Here is a 20,762-nt window from a genome sequence, read left to right on the forward strand (position 1 = left end):
AAGAGAGAAGATGATGTCAGCCAGTTCACCCGCTCTGCCTTACACCCAGTCCTCGCCGCAGGCGCATATTATTGCCAGCGATGCGGAAGCCCTCGCCATCGCCGATGAGATCGCCGCCGTGCTCAAACCCGGCGCCGCCGAGCGCGACCGCACGGGTATCGTCCCGGTGGAGATCGTCAATACCTACTCCAACAGCGGGCTGTGGGGTATTACGGTGCCGCGCCGCTTTGGCGGCGCCGAGGTCTCGGCCGCGACCCTGGCGCAGGTCATTGCCATTCTTTCCGCGGCCGATCCATCGTTAGGTCAGATTCCCCAGAACCACTATTGCCTGCTGGAAGATATTCGTCTGCAGGGCAGCGACGACCAGCAGGCGTTCTTTTTCGCCCAGGTACTGCAAGGCTATCGCTTCGCCAATGCCCTGTCGGAAACCGGGGGGAAAACGGTCCTCGATATTCGTACCCGTATCGTGCAAGGCGCCGAGGGGCTGCGGATCACTGGCCGTAAAGGCTATTGCACCGGATCACTGTATGCCCACTGGATTGGCATTCTGGCGCTGGATGCTGACGATCGCGCCCAGCTCGCCTTTGTGCCACAGAACAGCCCGGGGCTGACGGTGGTCGATGACTGGGCGTGCCTCGGTCAGCGAACTACCGCCAGCGGCACCGTACTGGCCGATAATCTTCCGGTCAATCCCTTCCACCTTTTCCCAACGTGGAAGTCCTACGCCAGCCCGACCCTTGCCGGCCCCTTTGCCCAGTTGACCACCGCGGCGATAGACGCCGGTATCGCCCGCGCGGCGCTGGACGATACCGTGGCGTTCGTGCGCAACAGCGCCCGACCGTGGATCGACGCCGGTGTGGCGCGGGCCAGTGACGACCCGCTGACTATCTACCATATCGGTCAGCTGGATAGCCGTCTTGCCGCTGCCGACGCGCTGCTGGAGCGGGCCGGACGGGTGCTCGACCGCTATAAAAATGACCTCAGTGAGGAACATGTCGCAGAGGCATCGCTGGCCGTCGCCCGCGCCAAAATCTGGACCACTGAAGTAGCGCTGGAGGCCGCCAGCCGCCTGTTTGAGCTGGGGGGCACGCGGGCTACCGGTGAGTCGCTCAACCTCGACCGCCACTGGCGCAATGCCCGGGTGCACACCCTGCACGACCCGGTACGCTGGAAGTATCAGCTGCTCGGAAACTGGGTGCTGAACGGTATTCGTCCGCAACGACACGACTGGAACTGATATGACGAGTCTGCTGGCATTTTTCGCACAAATCGACTGGAGCGATGTGGCCCAGGCCGCCCTCGATACCCTCACCATGCTGGCCTGGTCGCTGGGCTGGACCGTGCTGCTGGGCCTTCCGCTGGGGATCGTACTCTATCTCACCGGCGAGCCGCGTTTGCTGTACGCCCCGCGTCTTTACCGCCTGTTGTCATTGTGCGTCAACGTGCTGCGCTCCCTGCCGTTCATCATTTTACTCATTGTCATGATCCCGTTGACCACGTTGCTGACCGGCACCTCGCTGGGGGTGGAAGGAACCATTCCGCCGCTGGTCGCCGGCTGCGCCCCGTTCTTCGCCAGGCTGGTGGAAACCGCTCTGCGCGAGGTGGAGCACGGCCTGGTGGAGGCCAGCTGGTCGATGGGCGGCAGCACCTGGCAGCTTATCTGGCACACGCTGTTGCCGGAGTCGCGGGCCGGGCTGATCGCCGCTGTGACCGTGACGGCCATTTTGCTGGTCGACTACACCTCGATGGCGGGGGTGATTGGCGGCGGTGGGCTGGGCGATCTGGCCATTCGTTTTGGTTATCAGCGCTTTCAGACTGACGTGATGGTGGTCACCGTCCTGATGCTGATTGCGCTGGTACAGCTTCTGCAAATGAGCGGCGACCGCCTGGTGCGCTACGTCAGCCGCAAATAACTTACCCTTCCAGGTTTCAGGAATCACTATCATGAAAAAATCCATTATCGCCGCCGGACTTCTGGCCCTCTTATCCACCACAGCAATGGCTAACGAGACGCTGATCGTCGGCGCCACGCCGGTACCGCATGCGGAAATCCTGGAGTTTGTGAAGCCCGTGTTGGCAAAGGAAGGCGTCGATTTACAGATCAAAGTATTTAACGATTTTATACAGCCCAATCAGCAGCTGGCGGAGAAACACCTCGACGCTAACTACTACCAGTACCGTCCGTTTCTCGATAACTACAACCAGACCCGGCATACCAACCTTATTCCGGTGGTCGGGGTGCATATCGAACCTTTCGGCGCCTACTCCAGCAAATACACGAGTCTCACCGCGGTGCCTGACGGGGCGACGATCGCCATTCCTAACGATCCGGTGAACACCGGACGCGCGCTGGTGATGTTAAGCAACGCCGGGCTGATTACCCTCAAGGATCCGCACAATCCGCAATCGGCAACGAAGGACATCACCAGCAACCCGCATCACTTTAAAATCCGCGAACTGGAGGGCGCCATGCTGGCGCGGGCGGTGAAGCAGGTCGACCTCGCCTTTATCTTTGCCAACTATGCGCTGGAGGCCGGTATCGACACCGATAAAGCGTTGCTGGTGGAAAAAGGCAGCGATCTGTACGTCGAATATCTGGTGGCGCGTCCGGACAATATTCAGGACCCGGGCATTCAGAAACTGGCGCAAGCGCTGCATTCGGACGCCGTTCGTCAGTTCATTCTGACGCGTTATCAGGGCAAAATTTTACCCGGATTTTAATCACCGCGGGCAGCGGCGACAGCCGCTGCCCGGGCAAACGGAGCGCATCATCGTGACGCATATCCCCGCCCCACCGATCCATATTGAGTTTGCTGGTATCAGCAAAGCCTATCCTAACGGCGTGCAGGCGCTACAGGACATTGACCTGACCATCCGTCAGGGCGAAATTTTCGGCATCATCGGCCGCAGCGGCGCCGGAAAATCCACCCTGCTGCGCCTGTTTAATCGCCTGGAAAGTGCCGATAGCGGCGAGATGTTCATCCACGGCGAGTCGACCGTTCGCTACTCCCCGCGCCAGCTGCGCGACCTGCGTCGGCGGGTGGCGATGATTTTTCAGCACTTTAACCTGATGGCCACCAAAACCGTGGCGCAGAATATTGCGCTGCCGCTGAAGATGGCTGGCATCCCGGCCGGCGAACGTCAGCGGCGGGTTACGGAAATGCTTGAGCTGGTGGGCCTCAGCGCCCTGCGCGACAGCTACCCTGCCCGCCTTTCCGGCGGCCAGAAACAGCGAACCGGCATCGCCCGGGCGCTGGTCACTCAACCGGAAATTCTGCTGTGCGATGAGGCAACTTCGGCGCTGGATCCGGAAAACACCTTGTCGGTGTTAACCCTGCTGAAGGAGATTAACCAGCGCCTGGGGCTGACTATCGTGCTGATCACTCACGAAATGGAGGTTATTCGCACCCTCTGCGATCGGGTCAGCGTGCTCGAAGGCGGACGCATTGTCGAACAGGGGGAGGTCTGGCGCGTGTTTGGCAACCCGCAGCATCCGGTGACGCGCGCTATGCTCGGCCTGCAGCACCCCGACCGCCCGCAGGCCAGGCCATCGCTGCGCGACGGCGAACAGATCGTGACCTTACGGTTTGACGGCAGCAGCGGTCGCGAACCCAATCTGCAGCATATCGCCAGCCTGCTGGGGGGCGACGCCCGCCTGCTGTACAGCAACTGCGAGCGTATCCAGGGCCGGGTCATCGGCCAGCTGCAGGTCCGGCTGAGCGGGCCGCTGGCCGCCAGCGCGCTGGTGCAGGATGGCTGGGTCGCGGACAGCATTTTGACCCACCCTCTTCAGGCAGCGGAAACCACTGCGCCATAGCCATAGAATGGAATTATATTTCCGATCCTTTGCTAAGGATAATTGGTTATAAATCATAGCGTTTCAGTGTTAGACAGGGCGAAGTGCGCCTCTTATCTTTCGTCATGAATTGTAAATCACCACGCAATCACTTGATGAGGTAGCACTTTTGTCCAGATTACAACAAGGATTAAAAACCCAAAAAACCCGCTTCGCCCTGGCGCTAAAAGTGGCCCTGCTCGGCGGCGTGGTAGCATTTTCTTCTGCTGTCTTTGCTGAGGGTCTCCTGAAAGAAGGCATCACCCCGGCCACTGACGCCAGTCAGATCCCGGCCAGCGCCAAGCTGCGCAAAGACACGGTGGTGGCCGGGATCTCCGAGCCGCAGGGGATCTTTAACCCCTACTTTTTCGTCAACGGCTGGGATGAGAACGTCACGAACGTCATTTTTTCACGCCTGATCGACTGGGACAGCCAGGGCAAGCTGGTCCCGGGGCTGGCGGAGAGCTGGACGGTCAGCCCGGACAGTAAAGTCTATACCATTAAATTGCGCCCTGGTCTGACCTTCAGCGATGGTTCACCGCTGACGGCGGAAGATGTCGCCTTTACCCTGACGGTCCTGCTCGACCCCAAATATGATGGCGATACCGACATCACCCTGGCCAATATCGCTGGCGGCGCAGAATACAAAGCCGGCAAGGCTGACAGCGTCAGCGGCCTGAAGGTCATCGACCCGCTCACTCTTCAGGTGACCACCACCCAGCCAGGCGCCACCACGCTGGCCAAAATTGGCGGGCCAGTGCTGTCGAAAGCCTGGTACGGCAAAGGATATCAACGGGGACATCTCGACTATCTGCGCTCACTGCACGGCAAGCCGCTGGGCAACGGCCCTTACGTGTACGATACCTATATTCCCGGTCAGGAAATTCGTTTCCATGCCAATAGCCATTTTTACCGTGGGACGCCGCCAACGCCGCGCTTTATCTATCGCGTGACCAATCCGTCGACCAACTTCCAGTTGTTCCAGACCGGGGAGACCGACTACGACGCCTTTACCTCGCGTCCTGACGATATAGAACAGCTGAAGATGCTCGGCTTCGCCAACATTAATCTTTACGGCTCCAGCGACTACAGCCAGGTGGAATTCAACGTTCATCGTCCGGCGCTGCAGGATAAGCGGGTGCGCCAGGCGCTGATTTACGGCCTGGACCGGCAGAAGCTGATCGACGTGGTCTATCAGGGGTACGGCAAAGTCGCCATCGAGCCGATCGCCCCGATCTCCTGGGCCTTTAACGCAGAAGGCGTCAATCCTTACCATTACGATCCGGCGCAGGCGAAAAAGCTGCTGGATGAGGCCGGCTGGAAAGCTGGCGCCGACGGTATCCGCGTCAAAGAGGGCCAACGCCTGGAGCTAACCCTGCTGGTGAGCAAGAAGGTGCTCAACGATGCGTTGATCCCCATCGCCAAAGAGAACTGGCGGCAGATCGGCGTGCTGCTTAAGCCGCAGGTGGTGGATTTCAACGCTCTGATGGCGCAGCGCAAAGCCGGAAATTACGATCTCGCCTCGTTCAGCACCAGCACTCTCAACGACCCGCACGACGGGGTATGGGATTTCTACAGCAGCGAAGCTAAAGAGTCCGGCTACCACAACGCGGAGGTCGATAAGCTGATTAACGCTGGCAACGCGGTGCTCGACATCGAAAAGCGCAAGCCGATCTATCACCAGCTGTATAAAGTGCTGGCCGACGATCCGCCGGTGATCCTGCTCGGCTATCGCAACATCCTTTCCGCCAGCAGCGCCCGCGTCACCGGCTTTAAACCGGATATCTACAACGGCCTGACCGGCAGCCTGCCGGATGTGAAAATCGTTAAGTAAATCCCCTGGCCGCCGGGTTAACCGGCGGCTGATGCGAGATCGTCATGAAAAATTTCATCCTGAGGCGCCTGCTGCAAACGCTGCCGATGCTACTGCTGGCCTCGTTCATTATTTTTATGCTGTTTGCCAAAACCCCCGGCGACTTTATCGATGGCAATATTACCCTGACCGCCGCCCGCGCTGCGGAGCTGAAGGCGATCTATGGCCTCGACCAGCCGCTGTTCACCCGCTATCTCCACTGGCTGGGACAGCTTCTGCGAGGCGATTTAGGCTTTTCGCTGCAGTATCAGATCCCGGTCAGCCAGCTGCTCAATCAGTACATCTGGAACTCTTTTCTGCTGGCCAGCGTCGCGCTGGTCTTTTACTGGGGCATTGGCCTGGCGGTCGGCGTGGTGTCGGCCCTGCGACCTGGCTCCTGGTTTGATCATCTGGTGAGCGTTGCGGTGTTTGCCGCCATGTCATTCCCCACCTTTTTCCTCTGCCTGTTGCTGATTAAATGGTTTGCCGTCGATCTCCACTGGCTGCCGGTAGGCGGGATGACCAATACCGGCAGCGACGAAAGCGGCTGGCAGTATGTGCTGCAAGTGGCTGCCCACCTGGCGCTGCCGGTGCTGGCGCTGGTGATGCTGCAGGCGGGCAGCCTGACGCGCTATGTGCGCGCCAGTATGCTCGACGTGGTGAAAATGGATTTTATCCGTACCGCCCGCGCCAAGGGGTTGCATGAGCGCACGGTGATCCTTAAACATGCGTTGCGCAACGCCCTGCTGCCGATCATCACCCTGCTGGGCTTTGAGCTGCCGGGGCTGTTCTCCGGGGCGATCATTACCGAAAAGGTATTCAACTGGCCGGGGGCAGGCCACATCCATATCGACTCGCTGGCCGCCCGCGACTATCCGGTGCTGATGGGGTTTACTCTGTTTCTGGCGGTGCTGACGATAGTCGGTAATTTGCTCGCCGACGTGCTGTACGCCTGGGCCGATCCGCGTATTCGGGTGAGGTCATGATGATCCTGTCTTACTTTGCTTCCCGTCGCCGCCAGCGGCAGGCGGCTATCCCGGCGCTGGCGCACATTACCCCCTCTCCCTGGCGCCAGGGATGGCGACAGCTGCGCCGTAACCGGCTGGCCATGTTCTGCCTGATCCTGCTGGCCGTAATGGCGGTGTGGTGCGTGCTGGGGCCCGTCTGGTCGCCGTGGAAAGATGATGCCACCGACGCCCTGAGCATCAACCAACCGCCCGGGGCGGAACACTGGCTGGGGACCGATTTCCTTGGTCGCGATGTCTACACCCGCCTGCTGCTGGCCGGGCGCATCTCGCTGATTATCGGCCTGCTGACCATGGTGATGTCGGTATTCCTCGGCTATCTGCTCGGCGCCCTCTCGGGTTATGTCGGTGGGTTAACCGACAGAGTGATCATGCGCGTGGCCGACCTGGTGATGACCATCCCTGGATTGCCGCTGTTGATTGTTGCCGGGGCGATGCTTTCCGAGCTCGATTTTTCCCCGGACTCGCGCATCTATATGGTGGTGGTAATGCTCAGCCTGCTGGAGTGGCCCCGACTGGCGCGGCTGGTGCGCGGGCAATGTCTCTCCCTGCGCGAACGCGATTTTATGCTGGCCACCCAAGTACTGGGCCTGTCGGCGCGTCGCCGGCTGTTCGGCCATCTGCTGCCGAATACCATTCCGATTCTGGTGGTGATGGCGACCATGGCTGTCGCCAACGCCATTCTCAGCGAATCCGCGCTGAGCTATCTCGGCCTCGGCGTGGTGCCGCCAACGCCGTCGTGGGGCAATATGATGGATGCCGCCAATAGCCTGATCGATTTCCAGCGCCGTCCCTGGCTGTGGATGCCGCCTGGGATCGCCATCTTTCTCACCGTGATCGCCATTAACGTGCTGGGCGATGGCCTGCGCGACGCCATGGATCCCAATATGAAACCGAGGCTGAAATGACCCTACCGTTAGTCTCTTTTAATCATCTCTCCGTCTCTTTCGCTGGCGAACGTCATCGCGTGCGCGCGGTGCAGGACGTCTCTTTCACGATTCAGGCCGGGCAAACCGTTGGCGTGGTGGGCGAGTCCGGCTGCGGCAAAAGCGTCACCGCCATGGCGCTGATGGGCCTCCTGCCGTCGCAGGCCGCACGCATCGACGGCGGCGAAATTCGTTTCGCGGACCGCGATCTGCTGCGGCTGAACCCCAGACAGATGGCCGACCTGCGCGGCCACCAGCTGGCCATGATCTTTCAGGAACCGATGTCGGCCCTGAACCCGGTGTTGACCATCGGCGAACAGCTGTGCGAACCAGCGATCCGCCACCTCGGCGCCACGCCGAAAGCCGCCTGGCAGCTGGCTATCCGGCTGCTAAGCGAGGTCGGCCTGGCGCGCGGCGACAGCCTGATGGCCAGCTACCCCCACCAGCTATCCGGCGGCATGCTGCAGCGGGTGATGATCGCCATGGCACTGAGCTGTCAGCCCAAACTGCTGATTGCCGACGAACCGACCACCGCGCTGGACGTCACCGTGCAGGCGCAAATCCTGCGCCTGCTGCGGGACCGGGCGCGGGCCAGCCAGATGGCGATGATGCTGATTACCCACGACCTGGGGGTGATCGCGCAGATGGCCGAACAGGTGGTGGTGATGTATGCCGGGAGGATCGTGGAACAGGGCGCCACGGCGGAGGTGCTACGCCATCCGCAGCACCCTTATACGCGTGGGCTCATCGCCTCCCGCCCGGTACCGGGCGAGCGGCGTCGGCGACTGTACTCGATTCCCGGTCAGGTACCGGATCTGGCCGCCCTGCCGGCGGGCTGCGCTTTTGCCGGGCGCTGCGAACGGGCGACGCCGCGCTGCCGGGAGGCGATTCCGCCGCTGCTCGGCGAGCGCCAGCGGGCCGCCTGCTTTTATAGCGAATTTGCGGAGGCGACAGCATGAGCGATCGCTATGTTATTGAAGTGGATGGATTGAAGAAGTATTTTCCGCTGCGCGATGGCCTCTTTGGCCAGCAGACCGGCGAGCTTCGCGCGGTGGACGGCGTCAGCTTTAACATCCGTCCGGGCACTATTTTTGGCCTGGTGGGCGAGTCCGGCAGCGGCAAAACCACCGTCGGCCGAACCCTGCTTGGCCTGTACGAGAAGAGCGCCGGCAGCGTGAAATTTCACGGTCAGGAGCTGGCCGACCTGACCGGGCCCGCCCTGCGCGCCATTCGGCCGAGGATGCAGCTGGTATTTCAGGATCCCTACAGCTCGCTGAACCCGCGGCTGCGTATTGGCGAGGCGATAGGCGAAGCCATGCTGCAGCACAAGCTCTGCACCCGCGATGAGCTCTATGACCGGGTGATCGACGTGATGAAGATCTGCGGCCTGGCGCCGGAACACTACGCCCGCTTTCCGCATCAGTTTTCCGGCGGCCAGCGCCAGCGGATCGGTATTGCCCGGGCGCTGATCCTCAACCCGGATTTTATCGTCGCCGATGAGCCCATCTCGGCCCTCGATGTGTCGATTCAGGCGCAGATCATCAATTTGTTTTCCGACCTGCGCGACGACCGCGGCGTCACGTTTCTGTTTATCTCCCACGACCTCGGGGTGGTGGAGCATTTATGTGACGATGTGGCGGTAATGTATCTCGGGCAACTGGTGGAAAGCGCCAGCCGCGATGCGCTGTTCAGCCGCCCCCTCCATCCCTACACCCGCGCTCTGCTAGCCGCGGTGCCGACCCTCGACCCGCACAGCGAACCGCAGGCGCTGGTGCAAGGCGAGATCCCGGATCCGACCAATCCTCCCGCCGGCTGCCGCTTTTCATCTCGCTGCCCGCAGGCCGGCGATCGGTGCCGCAGAGAAGCGCCGGCGCTGCGCGAGGTGGCCCCTGGCCATCGGGTGGCCTGCCATTGGGTCGCGTCCTGAGCGCGGCCGACGGGGGTTATTTATTTCTAAACAACCGGTCGATTGTGCGCAGCGGCGCCAGGATTTACTATCCGCTCCGTCTTGTGAGACGCGTTATGAATGAAGCGTAATATTTTTGTTCATTTTTGCCCGATGGCTTCGGGCATTTTTTTGCGACACGCCCGGGAGCGATCCTGCCGGCGACAAATTTAGCGGGGCGCGGTCGCCCGTCTGTCAAAACGCAGCAAAGGAATTGCTTGTCCGCGCCCCGCTATCCTTTCATCACCTTCCCGTGAAACCCCGGCAAAAAATAAGACTATATGAGATTGCCTGAGGCATAGCGTTATCTTATTTTTTATGCGTGTACTCCACATTAAGGAATCAAGATCATGCTTAAGCGTCGCACTATTAAAACAGCACTGGCGGCGGTTATTTCTCTCGCCGTCATGGCGGCACCGGCCTATGCCAACCCGGGTAACGGCAATGGCAACGGCGGCGGCGGTGGTAATCACGGGAACAGTGGTAACCATGGCAATAGCGGCAATCATGGTAACAGCGGTAACAGCGGCGACCATGGTAATAAAGGACAAAATAAAGGTCAGTCCACTGACGATCATGGCAACCGCAAAAACTACGGCAAGCCCGACCACGTTGACAGCGATATTAGCTTCTCACGGGCGCGCTCCCTGGCCGTGAACTACGGTCTGGTCGGCTATCAGGCGCTGCCTCCGGGTATCGCCAAAAATGTCGCCCGCGGCAAACCGCTCCCTCCGGGTATCGCGAAAAAGACCCTGCCAGCTTCTATGATTAACGATCTGCCCTATTATCCGGGCTATGAATGGCGGGCGGTCGGCGATGACCTGGTGCTGGTAGCGCTGAGCACTGCCATTGTCACCGCCGTGATTAACGGTGTGTTTGACTAACTCACCTGCTTATTAAAAAGCCTCGCTCCGGCGAGGCTTTTTTTGTGCCTGGCGCTGGAGAGTGACAACTCGCTGGCATCATCGCTAAGATAATGGCTCAACCAACCCGGGACCGACTATGGACAAAGATACTGTAGTGACGCTGTTGAAGTACAAGCGCTGGATTGACCTTGCCACCTTGCAGGCGATCCGCGCGATAGACGGAACAATACATGGCGAAAAGCGTCACCTGACCCTCAGGCTGATGAACCATATCCATGTCGTTGACATGATTTTCCGGGCGAATCTGCGCGGCATGACGCACGGTTACACCGCGCTGAATACCCCCGAGACGCCAACCATTGATGCGCTGGAAACGGCAATGACCGCCTGTACGGACGAATACATTCACTACGTCAGCGCCATGACCCCCGCCGATTTCCACGAACGTATCGCCTTCAAATTTGTCGACGGCGGCGACGGCAATATGACCGCGATGGAGATGTTGAACCACATGCTCTTTCACGGCGCCTATCACCGCGGCGCGGTAGGCTGGATGATTGGCGAATGCGGCGGCGTGCCGCCGAAAGATGTGCTGACCGTTTTCCTGCGCGACCATCATTCCTGAGGATGCGAGTGCATCAGCCGTGAATCGCGCGAATGATCAGCAGCAGTTCTGCCTGATTACGGGTGTGGGTTTTCCGGTACAGGGCGCTAAGGTGGGTTCTGATGGTGGCGATAGATACGCCCAGATGTAAGGCGCATTCATCCGGCGTCATGCCCCGCACCAGCAGCTCCGCCACCGCATTTTCGGCAGGCTTGACGTTAAACAGTTCCATCAAGGCGCTGCCGGTGAGAAACGGCTCGGGAATAATCACGCAGGCGACCCCGGCAAGACGGGCCGCCGGGATCACGAGGATTGGTTTCGGCTGACGCCCGGCGGTATAGCACACGCCTGCCCTCGGCGGCTCTGCCGTCCGGGTGGCCTGCTCGATAGTCCGTTTCAGTTTTTTGCTGTCGGTATCAAGGCACAGCGTATCGCCCCCGCTATACCAGGAGAGGCGGGTGTTAGCGCGCAGGTAGCGTTCGGCATGCGCGCTGGCGTAGAGAATTTTACCGCCATGATCCACCAGCCATACCGGGTAGATCCCGTTGTCCATCACCGCGCTCTGGTATTTTATGGTGTCTCGTAGCTGTTCAAATCGGGCGTGAAGCTGGCAGGCGGTTTTTAGCGCCGGGATCAAACGCCTGAACAGCTCAAACTGCGCCGGCTGCGGATAAGCCGCCGTATTCGCCGTCATCAGTGACAGATAGGTGGCATAGCCATTGAGGGTGCACAGCTTGACGCTGGTAAGATTATTCAGATCGTTGGGGTGATGAAACTCATTGTAATAGACGCTGCCGGCAATAAATTTATCGCCTAAATACTCGCGGTCCCGGTACATTTGCCCGACCGGTAACGCGGTCAATATTTTTTCGGCGGGATCGATGGCCAGAAACACGTCGCGATAGGCGGCAAAGACTTTTTCCTCGAGCAGGAGTGAATCGGTCAACAGGTGCGCATTGCCTTTATCGTAGAACAGAAATGCCGCGTACTGATGGCCGGTGAGGAACGCCAGTTTCTGCAATGCCGATTTCCACAAATCGGGATCCAGGGTGGCCATCAGCACCGTTTCCAGGATCTCGATATAAATCAGTTCAGGATCACTCGCCATACCGCCACCTGTGAGTCACTGTTTCCGCGGCCGGAGCGGCGCATGTGGCCGCCCTGATCAGCATAGTTCCGCCAGCGAAACAATGACAGTCCCGGTTCGCTGAGCGGACCGGGAAAGACGGTTGCCGGGAGCGTGACGCCAGTGCGTTATCAAGGGGGCTCAGGATCCGCTGTTGCGGGTTTGGAAATCGCTCCCCTTCCGGCATAGCGTCCGCCAGACCATCAGGGCGCACACCAGGGTGACAACCGCCAGCCCGCTAAACAGTAGCGTATAAGCAGAGTCATAGCTCTCGCGCAGCGCCCGGAGGGAAAAGTCAGGCAAAAGCGCAGCCGCCTGCGGCATATTGCCGGCCCCCAGCCAGCCTGCGGCGCGGTGAATCACCTCGGGGGCATACCCGTGAACGCGACTGTGCAGGGTCAGGGTATTGCTTGCCGTTAATACCGCGGAGACTATCGCCAGGGCGATCCCCTCGCCGGCAACGCGAACGGTGTTGAACAGGCCTGCCGCCATGCCGGTTTTCGCCACCGGCACAGCGGATATCGCCAGGCCGTCCATCAGTCCCCAGGGAAGCGCCGCCCCCGCCCCACAGAGGATCAGCGCCAGCACCAGTTGCGGAAGATGGTTACTGTGAAAAGCATCGCCCAGCAACAGCAACCCGACGGAGGCCATCATCAGCCCTCCCGTGGACACCCGCCCCGGTGAAAACCAGCGGGTGAGCAGGGCCGCAACGGATGGGAAAATCAGCATCGGCGCGGTCAGCGCCATCAGATACAGCGCGCTCTGCGACTCACTCATCCCCTCTCCGCCCATAAAATGCAGTGGAACAACAATCAGCAGGACCACGTAGCAACAGCAGGTGGCGACAGGCAGCAACAGTACGCCGACAAAACGCGGATGGCGCAGCAGGGAGAGTTCCAGCACCGGGTTGCTCACCCTCCGGCAGCGCACGGCAAACGCCACGAACAGTCCCGCCGACGCGATGAACAAGGCCAGCGTGGTCAGCGATAAAAAGCCGCGGGCCGGAATGACCATAAGCGATGCAGTAAACAGCATCAGGGCCAGCGTAAACAGGGTTAAGCCGAGGTTGTCGGGTGTCCGCGGCTGGCTTTGTTCTGCCGCCGGCAGATACGCCAGACCGATAAGCAGAACCATCGCCGAGAGCAGTGCAAACAGGGCGTATACCCCGCGCCAACCCACCGCGTCGGTCATGAAGCCGATCAGCAGCGGGCCGAACGCCAGGCCGGCGCCGAACACCGTGCCCAGGATGCTGAATGCCCGCGTCCGCTGAGTGCCGTCATACAGCTGGGCCAGCGCCGCACTGCCGCTGGCTAAAATCATCGCCGCGGCCAGGCCCTGCAGAGCCCTCAACACGCCTGACAGGAAGAGATTGTGCGTCAGACAAAACAGCAGGCTGCTCAGGCAAAACAGCGCGGCGCCGGCGATAAAAATACGTTTTCTGTCGATGGCATCCGCCATCACCCCTGCGGCCAGCAAAAAGCTGCCGAAAGTCAGCATAAAGCCGTTGGTCAGCCACGACAGCGCAGCGGGAGAGCCGCCCAGCGACTGCTGTATCGCCGGGGTGGTCATGACGCCGCCGGTAAAACATAACGGCAGCAGCAAGGCCGCCATAAAGACAGAAAGCGCGGCCAGGGCGCTGGCGTATCGGGAAGGTGTTCTGGCGGTGAGTAACATCGGGCGGCCCTCATCAGTCGGCAAGGAATGAATAAACTATCGCCATCCTATTGCGGATGTTCTTGCCGATAAATAGACTGAAAATATCTTCTTAAGAGACAAAAGGTTTATAATCGATGGACAGCCTCACTTCGCTGACGTCCTTTGTCCGCACCGCCGAAACGCTAAGCTTTGTTCAGGCCGCCAGGCTGCTGGGGATATCTGCCTCGGCGGTGGGTAAGAATGTCGCCCGGCTTGAGCATAAGCTGGGGGTCCGGCTGTTCAACCGCAGCACCAGAAACGTCAGCCTGACGGCGGAGGGGGCCGCGTTTCTGACCCGCTGCCAGAGTATCCTGGAGCAGATCCAGGAGGCCGAGTCTGAGCTGACCAGCAGTCTTTCACAGCCCACCGGTAAACTGAGGATTTCACTGCCTGTCATCGGCTACCGCCTGCTGCTCCCCGCCCTCACCGCCTTTAGCCGTCTTTATCCGCAGGTTGAACTGGATCTCGACTTTAGTGACCGGCTGGTCAATCTGATCGATGAAGGATTTGATGTCGCTATCCGCAGCGGCGAACTAGCGGATTCCCGCTTGATCGCCAGAAAGCTGGGGGGCTTTCATTTTGTGCTCTGCGCCAGTCCGGCCTATCTGGCGGAATACGGCGTTCCCGGCTCGCCAGCGGAATTAGCGGCGCACAAGTGTATTTTTTTTCGCTTCCCCGCGACAGGGCTGATCCAGCCCTGGGAACTGCGCGATATGCGGCTGACGGGAGATTTCAGGGCCGCTGCCATTATGACAGTCAATAACATTGAGGCCGCCATTCGCTTAAGCGCGGCGGGGATGGGCATCGCTTATGTGCCTGATTTTGTCGTGCGCGAGGCCATCAACGAGGGACAACTGCAGGAGGTGTTGCCCGGCTGTTGCGTCAAGGATGGGCATTTCTCGGTCCTGTGGCCCGCCAGCCGCTACCTGTCACCGCGAATACGCTGTTTTATCGATTTTATGGCTGCGGCAGAGATACCCTTGTCACCCGTATCGGCAAGCCCTACCCCCTGAAAAGCTCAGCGCCGGATGTCCTGCCGCGCGGCCAGCGAAAGCCGGCGGCAGGTATACCATTCAAGAGCGCATCTTACCCTTTGGCAAAATTGGCCTGGATCCGCTGCTGCAGATAATCCTCGGCGCTGATGGGCGGGTACTTTCTCTGCGGCCCGAGGATCTCGACATCTTTATTGGCCTGGCAGAAAAACGCCAGGCTGTAGCGCGGCCCCTGATATTCGTGGGGCAGCGGGTTTCTCACCCGGTGGAAGTTAGACGGCAGCTGGTCGTCGCTCCAGCGCATCAGCATATCGCCGATATTACAGGTGATCACCTCCTCGCGCGGCTCAATGCTGGTCCACTGCTGGCTTTCGCGGTCTTTACCGGGACAAACCTGCAGGCCGCCCTGACCGGGGCGCTGGAACAGCAGCGTCAGACAGTCAAAATCGCTATGCGCGCCGGCCCGCCACATCCCCTGCTGCGACTGCTCGGTTGCATAGTAGTGCAGCATGCGCAAGGTGCTCTGATAGGTGTCACGCTGCGGATCGTGCGCGGTGGTGAAAAACGATTCCGGAAAACCGAGCTTTAACGCAAAGCAGGAGAGGATCTTCATCCCCAGCTGCCAGCACTGCGATTCAAACCCGAGCATCGTCTGCCGGAAGCCTGGCAGCTCCCGATCGCTGGGCCAGCGTCCATCCATCAGCGGACGGGTTATCTGATAGGACTCTTTTTGATCCGGCGTGCGGGTCGATGGCCGAACCTGCGCCTTGCTCTCCCAGCCGGCGTTGCCGGCCAGCGGATACTGGCGCTTCACCTCGTCGGGCAGGTTGAAAAACGCCTCGGTCGTGCTGAACGCCTGGCGGATCTCCGCCAGCGGAATACCATGGTGGCTGACCTGGAAGAAGCCGATCTCCACCGCCGCCTCCCACAGTTGTTCGGCAATATCATGTTTTCTTTCGGCAAAGTTCGACAGGTCGATACAGCGCACTTCGCGGGCGAAGGTCTCTTCGCCCTCGGCGCCCATCAGCGCCTCTTTTTCCAGTTCCTGTAAGGCATAGCGTTGATTCTGGGTGGTTGCGTTCATCGTCATTATCCTGTTATCAGTTAAACAGCGGCGCGCTGTTGGAGGGTACGGACGGCCGCCAGCGCGTCGTGGCGCATCGCGTCAAGGTCGAGACCGGGAATGGCGTCATCTTCCACGATGGGTCGGCCATTGAGCAGCAGCGCCTTCAGCGCGGCGCGCCCGCCGCAGGCCACCGGCCCAATGGCCATATCGTGCAGGCCGAAGTAGCGCGGATCGTCCAGCCGGTAAATGGCGAGGTCCGCCTGCATGCCGACCTGCAGAGTGCCGCTCTGCGCTAAGCCGAGGATCTGCGCCCCGCCGGCGCTGCCCCAGCGCACCACATCCTCCACCGTGGCCGCATCGGCCCCGCCCTCGAAGGTGCCTCCGGCGTAGCGCGGCTGCGCCAGCATCCCCTTGCGCGCGCGCTGCAGCAGCCATGCGGCATGGGCTTCGCTTTGCATATCCGCCGCCTCATTGGAGGCAGCGCCATCCACCCCCAGCGAGACCGGGACCCGGGCCTGCTCCAGCGCCAGCAGATCGGCGATGCCGCTGCCCAGCCGACCGTTGCTTTGCGGGCAATGGGCGATGCCGGTTCCGGTGCGGCCCAGCAGGGCAATCTCCTCCGGCAGCAGCTTCACCAAATGGGCAAACCACACGTCATTTCCCAGCCAGTCGTGCTCCGCGCAGAACTGCACCGGCGTCATGGCGAATTTCTGCCGCGCGGCGTCAAGATAATCGACGGTTTCCGATAAATGGCTGTGCAGCCGGATCCCCAGCTGGCGGGCCAGCTTCGCCATCTCCCGCAGCTGGGCGCCCGGCGCGGAGTGCAGGACGGTTGTGGGCGCCATCACCACCCGGCGCAGAGAATCGGGCCGGGGGTCGTGATAGCGGCTGACCAGCCGTTCGATATCCGCCATATAGCCGTCGAAGGTTTCCGGACGCAGCGCCACCGGCAGATCCTGTTCCACCGCCCGCCCCTGGGTCGCCCCACCCCGGCACAGAACGATGCGCATCCCCAGCGCTTCCCCTTCGCTGAAGACAATCTCCGAGGTATCGAAAGGCATATCCGGCCAGTACAGGTAGTTGTGATCCGCCACGCTGGCGCAGCCCGAGCGCAGAAGCTCCACCAGGCCAATGCGCACCGCCAGACGAAAAGTATGCTCATCGAAAGCCGCGCGAAAGCGGTACGGCGTGGCGCTCAGCCAGGCCGTCAGGCTCTGGTTCAGCCCCTGCGGCTCGCCCTTCAGCAGCGACTGAAAAAGATGGTGGTGCGTGTTCACCCATGCCGGATAGATCACACAGTCGCGGGCATCGATCTGTCGCTCTTCCGGCAGCGGCGTCAGGCTGCCGATGGCCGCAATCTTGCCGTCGCGGATGCGAATATCTGGCCCGGCCAGCCGCGCCGCCTCTCCGGGCAGACCGCTGAGGATGGCATGGGCATTTTTAATCATTAATGACATGGCGTCGCTCCTCAGGGTTTAACCTGCATGGCCTGAACAAATTCGGTAGTGTAGGCCTGTTTCCAGTCGGTGGCCGCCGCCAGCAGACCGGCGCTGACCATAAAATCGCGCGTCTTTTGCCAGCGCGCGTCGGTCATCGTCCCCCAGCCCTGACTGGCGGCATCCCCGCCGTCGATCAGATGATGCTCACGGATCTGGGTCACGCCCCAGGCGAGCAGATCGTCGGTCATTTTCGGATTGTCCTGCTTAATCAGCGCATTGCCCGGCGCCGGATCCTTGAGATAGCTCACCCAGCCCTCCATTGAGGCGCGGACAAACTTCGCCATCGCCGCTTTACGCTCGGCGATGGTGTCCGGGCGGGCGATAAGAATGCCGCCATAGGGAGGGTAACCATGCTCAGAAAAGAGGAAGAAGTTCGCCTTCACCCCGGCCTTCTGCACCTGGAACACCTCGGAGCTGACATAGGCCTGCTGGGCGACAGCGTCGTCGACGACAAAGGGTTGAATATTGAAGGTATAGGGGCGAACCTGAGCGTCGCTCAGCTGGTATTGCGCCTTCAGCCACGGCCACCATGTCGCCTGACCGGAGCTGGAGACCAGAATGGTTTTATCTTTCAGCCCCTGCAGGGAGGTGACATCGGCATGGGTCAGCAGCCCCTGGGGATCGTACTGAAAGGGCGCGGCAATGGCTTTCGCCTGGAAGCCGCGCTGAATGCCTTCCAGTAGCTGCAGATCGTAACCGATGATCACATCGGCCCGCTTCGACAACAGCAACTGCATGCCGTTGACCTGGGGGCCACCGGAGCGGATCTCGACGTCGAGACCATATTTTTTATACAGCCCAGTGGCCTGAGCCTGATAATACCCCCCCTGCTCCGCCTGAGCGTACCAGGAGGTCAGCAGAACGATTTTCTCCTCGGCCTGAACGGCCAGCGAGACACCGCCGAGGGCCATCAGGCCCAGCCAGCGTAAACCCCGGGGAAGGCGTGCGCCTGTTTTCATTATCCCTCTCCTCTTTACGCCGGGAGGGGGAGCGAGCGAATGTGGCTCAGCCTCCCATCCCGGTCAACATTGAACCGCGACATGGTGACTGAGCAATGTCCCGTATGGATAACCCGTACTGACCGCTTCTACTCACACTTAGCTATACAAAAACAATGCCAGATTTTATCGCCCGCGCGCGGCCGCGCAAAATCGCCTGCGCCGCCGCCCTGGGGCATGCAACCTTTGATTCATGCACACAAAAAACGCACCATTATGGTGCGCTAATGAATGATTTTAGTGCCTGTCGGTCTCTCACAGCTGGCTGAAGAGCATCTCCAGCTGGTTCAACATCATCGAGGCGGCAAGTGAAAGCTGGCGGGCGGGCGAGACGCACAGCGCCAGCGTGAAAGGCTTAAGCTGCGGATCGGTAAGCGGCACAAACGCCAGCTGGCCGGACTCGATCTCATCGAGAATATCCAGCCGGCACAGTATGCCGATACCCATCTGTTCTTTAATCAGGGTGCGGATCATGTGGATGTTATTCGACACCGCCACCTCCTTCACCTCGTTGCCGCTGATGTTCACCAGCGCCTCTACCGGTTCGCTGATCATCAATGGGGCGGAGGGCAGGATAAACGGGTAGTCGATGCACTGGCTAAAGCGCACAGCGCTGCGGCTGGCCAGCGGATGGCCGGTCGGCACCACGATCCCCATATTCATTTCGGCAAACGCCCTCACCTGCAGTTCACGGGAGGTCTGCGGATTGAGCATGATGCCGAAATCCGCCTCGCCGGAGATCAGCGCCTGCTGGATGTGGATATTGTTGATGGTGGTCAATGTAAAAGAGATGTTGGGATAATGTTTATGCACCTCTTTGAGCATCGTCGAAAAGAAATGCCGGTTAATGGCATCGATGGTGGCGATGCGCACATGCCCGCGCCGCAGTCCGCGCAGGTCATCCAGCTGCTCACAGACCCGGGTAAAGTCCTTTTTCCAGTTATTGGCCGCATGCAGCAGCAGCTCCCCGGCGGCGGTCAGCCGCAGCCCGGTCGGATGGCGCTCGAAGAGCGGCATCGCCAGCTCCTGTTCCACGCGCAAAATCTGACGGTCGATAGAGGACGCAGAGACATGCAGCGCCTCTGACGCTTTACGAAACGACCCCTGACGGGCCACTTCAGTGAAATAGAGCAGAAATCGGGAGAAGGCAAACATCGTTTGGGTGCTCTCTTTTTTGCAACGGGTTGTGCGAATCAAAGCTCTGGACGCAACAGTTTTATCACAATACCGTAGCATTCATAGCGGAGAAACGATCGTTTCACCCATTTTCTTGCACGCCGGACAGTTCACCGCGAAGGGGAGTTATCTCTTCGCCGACCCTGGCCGCCCTGCAGACAGCGGAATGAGGGAGAGTAAACGGTAATGCACAGCCACGATTTTATTTCGGTCTCGGTCGGGGAAATACGGCCTAACGGAGAGGGAAATCTGTCTTTAATATTGCAGGCAGCGGCCGGAGAAATATTACCGGCCTACTCCGCCGGGGCGCATATCGATATTATTATTCCCGGCGTTGGCCCGCGGCAATATTCCCTGTGCGGCATGCCTGACCGCGGAAATCGCTATGAAGTTTGCGTCAGGCTGGCGGACGCTTCCACCGGCGGCTCACGCTATTTGCACCAGCAGCTCAAAGCCGGCGATCGGCTCTCCATTTCGCAGCCGCGCAACCATTTCCCCCTGCCGCAAGCCGGGCGCTACCTGCTGTTTGCCGGCGGTATCGGCATCACGCCGTTGCTGGCGATGGCTGACGCGATTGCCGCCAGAAAGGGAGAGCTGGAGCTGCATTATTATGTCGCCAGCTCGCGCCAGACCGCCTTCTCCCCGCGCCTGGCTCAGCTGGCCGCGAGCGGCACGGTGGCGATTCACTGCAGCGAGGAAGGCGAGTCGTTTCGCCAGCAGATCCCCCCATGCTTAACCGCGCCCGATCCTGATACCGCGGTGGTGGCCTGCGGCCCGGAGGGCTTTATTCAGCGACTGCGGTCGGTCATGGATGAATATCGCTGGTCGCCGTCGCAATTTGTATTCGAGCGCTTCACTCCCGCGGCGGAAAATAATACTGCGGCGAAAAACGCTTTTTATATTGAGCTGGCCTCCAGCGGGCAGCGTCTGCAGGTCGCCGCGGATCAAACCATTGCTCAGGTATTACAGCACGCCGGGGTCGAGGTCATGCTCTCCTGCGAACAGGGAATGTGCGGCTCCTGTATTACCGGGGTCCTCGACGGGATCCCCGAGCACCGGGACAGCGTGCTGACGGCGGAAGAGAAAGCCGGCAACGACCAGATCACGCTCTGCTGTTCGCGGGCGAAATCGCCGGGTCTGGTTTTGGATCTGTGAGG

Annotated in this window: 19 protein-coding genes and 1 pseudogene; 13 read left to right on the forward strand and 7 right to left on the reverse strand. The window is 60.3% G+C overall.

Going from position 1 to position 20,762, the window contains the following annotated elements:
* Positions 1-10: 10 nt before the first annotated feature.
* The 11 genes from ACQUTP_RS03310 (at position 11) to ACQUTP_RS03360 (ending at position 11,074) form a co-directional block, all read left to right on the forward strand.
* Entirely contained in the window at positions 11-1,237 is a 1,227-nt protein-coding gene (locus ACQUTP_RS03310; protein WP_023318450.1) for an SfnB family sulfur acquisition oxidoreductase, read from the forward strand.
* A 1-nt stretch (position 1,238) separates the two neighbouring features.
* Positions 1,239-1,913, forward strand: a complete 675-nt coding sequence (locus tag ACQUTP_RS03315) for a methionine ABC transporter permease (RefSeq protein WP_004202921.1) — start codon at positions 1,239-1,241, stop codon at positions 1,911-1,913.
* A gap of 31 nt (positions 1,914-1,944) precedes the next feature.
* Entirely contained in the window at positions 1,945-2,721 is a 777-nt protein-coding gene (locus tag ACQUTP_RS03320; RefSeq protein ID WP_285754876.1) for a MetQ/NlpA family ABC transporter substrate-binding protein, read from the forward strand.
* A 52-nt stretch (positions 2,722-2,773) separates the two neighbouring features.
* Entirely contained in the window at positions 2,774-3,817 is a 1,044-nt protein-coding gene (locus tag ACQUTP_RS03325) for a methionine ABC transporter ATP-binding protein (protein ID WP_285754877.1), read from the forward strand.
* Positions 3,818-3,965: 148 nt separating this feature from the next.
* Positions 3,966-5,669, forward strand: coding sequence for an ABC transporter substrate-binding protein (locus ACQUTP_RS03330; RefSeq protein ID WP_004202925.1), 1,704 nt, complete (start codon positions 3,966-3,968; stop codon positions 5,667-5,669).
* A gap of 44 nt (positions 5,670-5,713) precedes the next feature.
* On the forward strand, positions 5,714-6,673 hold the full coding sequence (locus ACQUTP_RS03335) for an ABC transporter permease (protein ID WP_004202926.1): 960 nt from the start codon (positions 5,714-5,716) through the stop codon (positions 6,671-6,673).
* Positions 6,670-7,620 (forward strand): oligopeptide ABC transporter permease, encoded by a 951-nt coding sequence (gene opp4C / locus ACQUTP_RS03340; RefSeq protein ID WP_072140468.1) that lies wholly within the window; start codon positions 6,670-6,672, stop codon positions 7,618-7,620. Before ACQUTP_RS03335 ends, opp4C begins: the two co-directional genes overlap by 4 nt.
* Positions 7,617-8,597: an ABC transporter ATP-binding protein gene (locus ACQUTP_RS03345; protein WP_181352468.1), complete on the forward strand. Its 981-nt coding sequence runs from the start codon at positions 7,617-7,619 to the stop codon at positions 8,595-8,597. The genes opp4C and ACQUTP_RS03345 overlap by 4 nt, the downstream gene beginning before the upstream one ends.
* Complete coding sequence (locus tag ACQUTP_RS03350) at positions 8,594-9,565, forward strand: ABC transporter ATP-binding protein (RefSeq protein ID WP_039103704.1); 972 nt, start codon at positions 8,594-8,596, stop codon at positions 9,563-9,565. Before ACQUTP_RS03345 ends, ACQUTP_RS03350 begins: the two co-directional genes overlap by 4 nt.
* A gap of 368 nt (positions 9,566-9,933) precedes the next feature.
* Positions 9,934-10,467, forward strand: coding sequence for an anti-virulence regulator CigR family protein (locus tag ACQUTP_RS03355; RefSeq protein ID WP_032456187.1), 534 nt, complete (start codon positions 9,934-9,936; stop codon positions 10,465-10,467).
* A 118-nt stretch (positions 10,468-10,585) separates the two neighbouring features.
* A complete protein-coding gene (locus ACQUTP_RS03360) occupies positions 10,586-11,074 on the forward strand; it encodes a DinB family protein (protein WP_017899546.1) in 489 nt (162 codons plus the stop codon).
* Between the two features lie 13 nt (positions 11,075-11,087).
* On the opposite strand, the gene ACQUTP_RS03365 is transcribed toward ACQUTP_RS03360, so the two are convergent.
* The 3 genes and pseudogenes from ACQUTP_RS03365 to ACQUTP_RS03375 all read right to left on the reverse strand — a co-directional run bounded on the left by ACQUTP_RS03365 (position 11,088) and on the right by ACQUTP_RS03375 (position 13,853).
* Positions 11,088-11,891 (reverse strand): helix-turn-helix transcriptional regulator, encoded by an 804-nt coding sequence (locus ACQUTP_RS03365; protein ID WP_306235107.1) that lies wholly within the window; start codon positions 11,889-11,891, stop codon positions 11,088-11,090.
* Positions 11,892-12,047: 156 nt separating this feature from the next.
* Positions 12,048-12,161, reverse strand: a pseudogene (locus ACQUTP_RS03370) (helix-turn-helix transcriptional regulator); the annotation flags it as partial.
* Positions 12,162-12,320: 159 nt separating this feature from the next.
* Complete coding sequence (locus tag ACQUTP_RS03375) at positions 12,321-13,853, reverse strand: MFS transporter (RefSeq protein ID WP_285754882.1); 1,533 nt, start codon at positions 13,851-13,853, stop codon at positions 12,321-12,323.
* A 116-nt stretch (positions 13,854-13,969) separates the two neighbouring features.
* Here ACQUTP_RS03375 and ACQUTP_RS03380 point away from each other — a divergent pair, with 116 nt between their 5' ends.
* Positions 13,970-14,887 carry a LysR family transcriptional regulator gene (locus tag ACQUTP_RS03380; protein ID WP_285754884.1) on the forward strand — a complete coding sequence of 306 codons (918 nt, stop codon included), beginning with the start codon at positions 13,970-13,972 and terminating at the stop codon, positions 14,885-14,887.
* A gap of 73 nt (positions 14,888-14,960) precedes the next feature.
* Here ACQUTP_RS03380 and ACQUTP_RS03385 read toward each other — a convergent pair whose 3' ends face one another.
* The 4 genes from ACQUTP_RS03385 to ACQUTP_RS03400 all read right to left on the reverse strand — a co-directional run bounded on the left by ACQUTP_RS03385 (position 14,961) and on the right by ACQUTP_RS03400 (position 19,584).
* Positions 14,961-15,950, reverse strand: a complete 990-nt coding sequence (locus ACQUTP_RS03385; RefSeq protein ID WP_285754885.1) for an isopenicillin N synthase family dioxygenase — start codon at positions 15,948-15,950, stop codon at positions 14,961-14,963.
* A gap of 20 nt (positions 15,951-15,970) precedes the next feature.
* The gene (locus ACQUTP_RS03390) at positions 15,971-17,389 is read right to left on the reverse strand and encodes an amidohydrolase family protein (RefSeq protein WP_285754886.1); all 1,419 of its coding nucleotides are present in this window, start codon (positions 17,387-17,389) and stop codon (positions 15,971-15,973) included.
* Positions 17,390-17,400: 11 nt separating this feature from the next.
* Entirely contained in the window at positions 17,401-18,390 is a 990-nt protein-coding gene (locus ACQUTP_RS03395) for an ABC transporter substrate-binding protein (protein WP_043519923.1), read from the reverse strand.
* A 294-nt stretch (positions 18,391-18,684) separates the two neighbouring features.
* Positions 18,685-19,584: a LysR family transcriptional regulator gene (locus ACQUTP_RS03400; protein ID WP_004202952.1), complete on the reverse strand. Its 900-nt coding sequence runs from the start codon at positions 19,582-19,584 to the stop codon at positions 18,685-18,687.
* Positions 19,585-19,791: 207 nt separating this feature from the next.
* On the opposite strand from ACQUTP_RS03400, the gene ACQUTP_RS03405 reads away from it, so the two are divergent.
* The gene (locus ACQUTP_RS03405) at positions 19,792-20,760 is read left to right on the forward strand and encodes a PDR/VanB family oxidoreductase (protein ID WP_004202954.1); all 969 of its coding nucleotides are present in this window, start codon (positions 19,792-19,794) and stop codon (positions 20,758-20,760) included.
* Positions 20,761-20,762 lie beyond the last annotated feature (2 nt).

It is taken from the genome of Klebsiella sp. 2-CIP_Kleb., assembly GCF_050378715.1.
Classification (GTDB): Bacteria; Pseudomonadota; Gammaproteobacteria; order Enterobacterales; family Enterobacteriaceae; genus Klebsiella; species Klebsiella quasipneumoniae.

Excerpts from the sequence above, each read along its gene's own strand:
- ACQUTP_RS03310 (WP_023318450.1), top strand. The coding sequence starts at position 11 with ATGATGTCAGCCAGTTCACCCGCTCTGCCTTACACCCAGTCCTCGCCG.
- ACQUTP_RS03315 (WP_004202921.1), top strand. The coding sequence starts at position 1,239 with ATGACGAGTCTGCTGGCATTTTTCGCACAAATCGACTGGAGCGATGTG.
- ACQUTP_RS03320 (WP_285754876.1), top strand. The coding sequence starts at position 1,945 with ATGAAAAAATCCATTATCGCCGCCGGACTTCTGGCCCTCTTATCCACC.
- ACQUTP_RS03335 (WP_004202926.1), top strand. The coding sequence starts at position 5,714 with ATGAAAAATTTCATCCTGAGGCGCCTGCTGCAAACGCTGCCGATGCTA.
- opp4C (WP_072140468.1), top strand. The coding sequence starts at position 6,670 with ATGATGATCCTGTCTTACTTTGCTTCCCGTCGCCGCCAGCGGCAGGCG.
- ACQUTP_RS03345 (WP_181352468.1), top strand. The coding sequence starts at position 7,617 with ATGACCCTACCGTTAGTCTCTTTTAATCATCTCTCCGTCTCTTTCGCT.
- ACQUTP_RS03350 (WP_039103704.1), top strand. The coding sequence starts at position 8,594 with ATGAGCGATCGCTATGTTATTGAAGTGGATGGATTGAAGAAGTATTTT.
- ACQUTP_RS03355 (WP_032456187.1), top strand. The coding sequence starts at position 9,934 with ATGCTTAAGCGTCGCACTATTAAAACAGCACTGGCGGCGGTTATTTCT.
- ACQUTP_RS03360 (WP_017899546.1), top strand. The coding sequence starts at position 10,586 with ATGGACAAAGATACTGTAGTGACGCTGTTGAAGTACAAGCGCTGGATT.
- ACQUTP_RS03365 (WP_306235107.1), bottom strand. The coding sequence starts at position 11,891 with ATGTACCGGGACCGCGAGTATTTAGGCGATAAATTTATTGCCGGCAGC.
- ACQUTP_RS03375 (WP_285754882.1), bottom strand. The coding sequence starts at position 13,853 with ATGTTACTCACCGCCAGAACACCTTCCCGATACGCCAGCGCCCTGGCC.
- ACQUTP_RS03380 (WP_285754884.1), top strand. The coding sequence starts at position 13,970 with ATGGACAGCCTCACTTCGCTGACGTCCTTTGTCCGCACCGCCGAAACG.
- ACQUTP_RS03385 (WP_285754885.1), bottom strand. The coding sequence starts at position 15,950 with ATGAACGCAACCACCCAGAATCAACGCTATGCCTTACAGGAACTGGAA.
- ACQUTP_RS03390 (WP_285754886.1), bottom strand. The coding sequence starts at position 17,389 with ATGTCATTAATGATTAAAAATGCCCATGCCATCCTCAGCGGTCTGCCC.
- ACQUTP_RS03395 (WP_043519923.1), bottom strand. The coding sequence starts at position 18,390 with ATGAAAACAGGCGCACGCCTTCCCCGGGGTTTACGCTGGCTGGGCCTG.
- ACQUTP_RS03400 (WP_004202952.1), bottom strand. The coding sequence starts at position 19,584 with ATGTTTGCCTTCTCCCGATTTCTGCTCTATTTCACTGAAGTGGCCCGT.
- ACQUTP_RS03405 (WP_004202954.1), top strand. The coding sequence starts at position 19,792 with ATGCACAGCCACGATTTTATTTCGGTCTCGGTCGGGGAAATACGGCCT.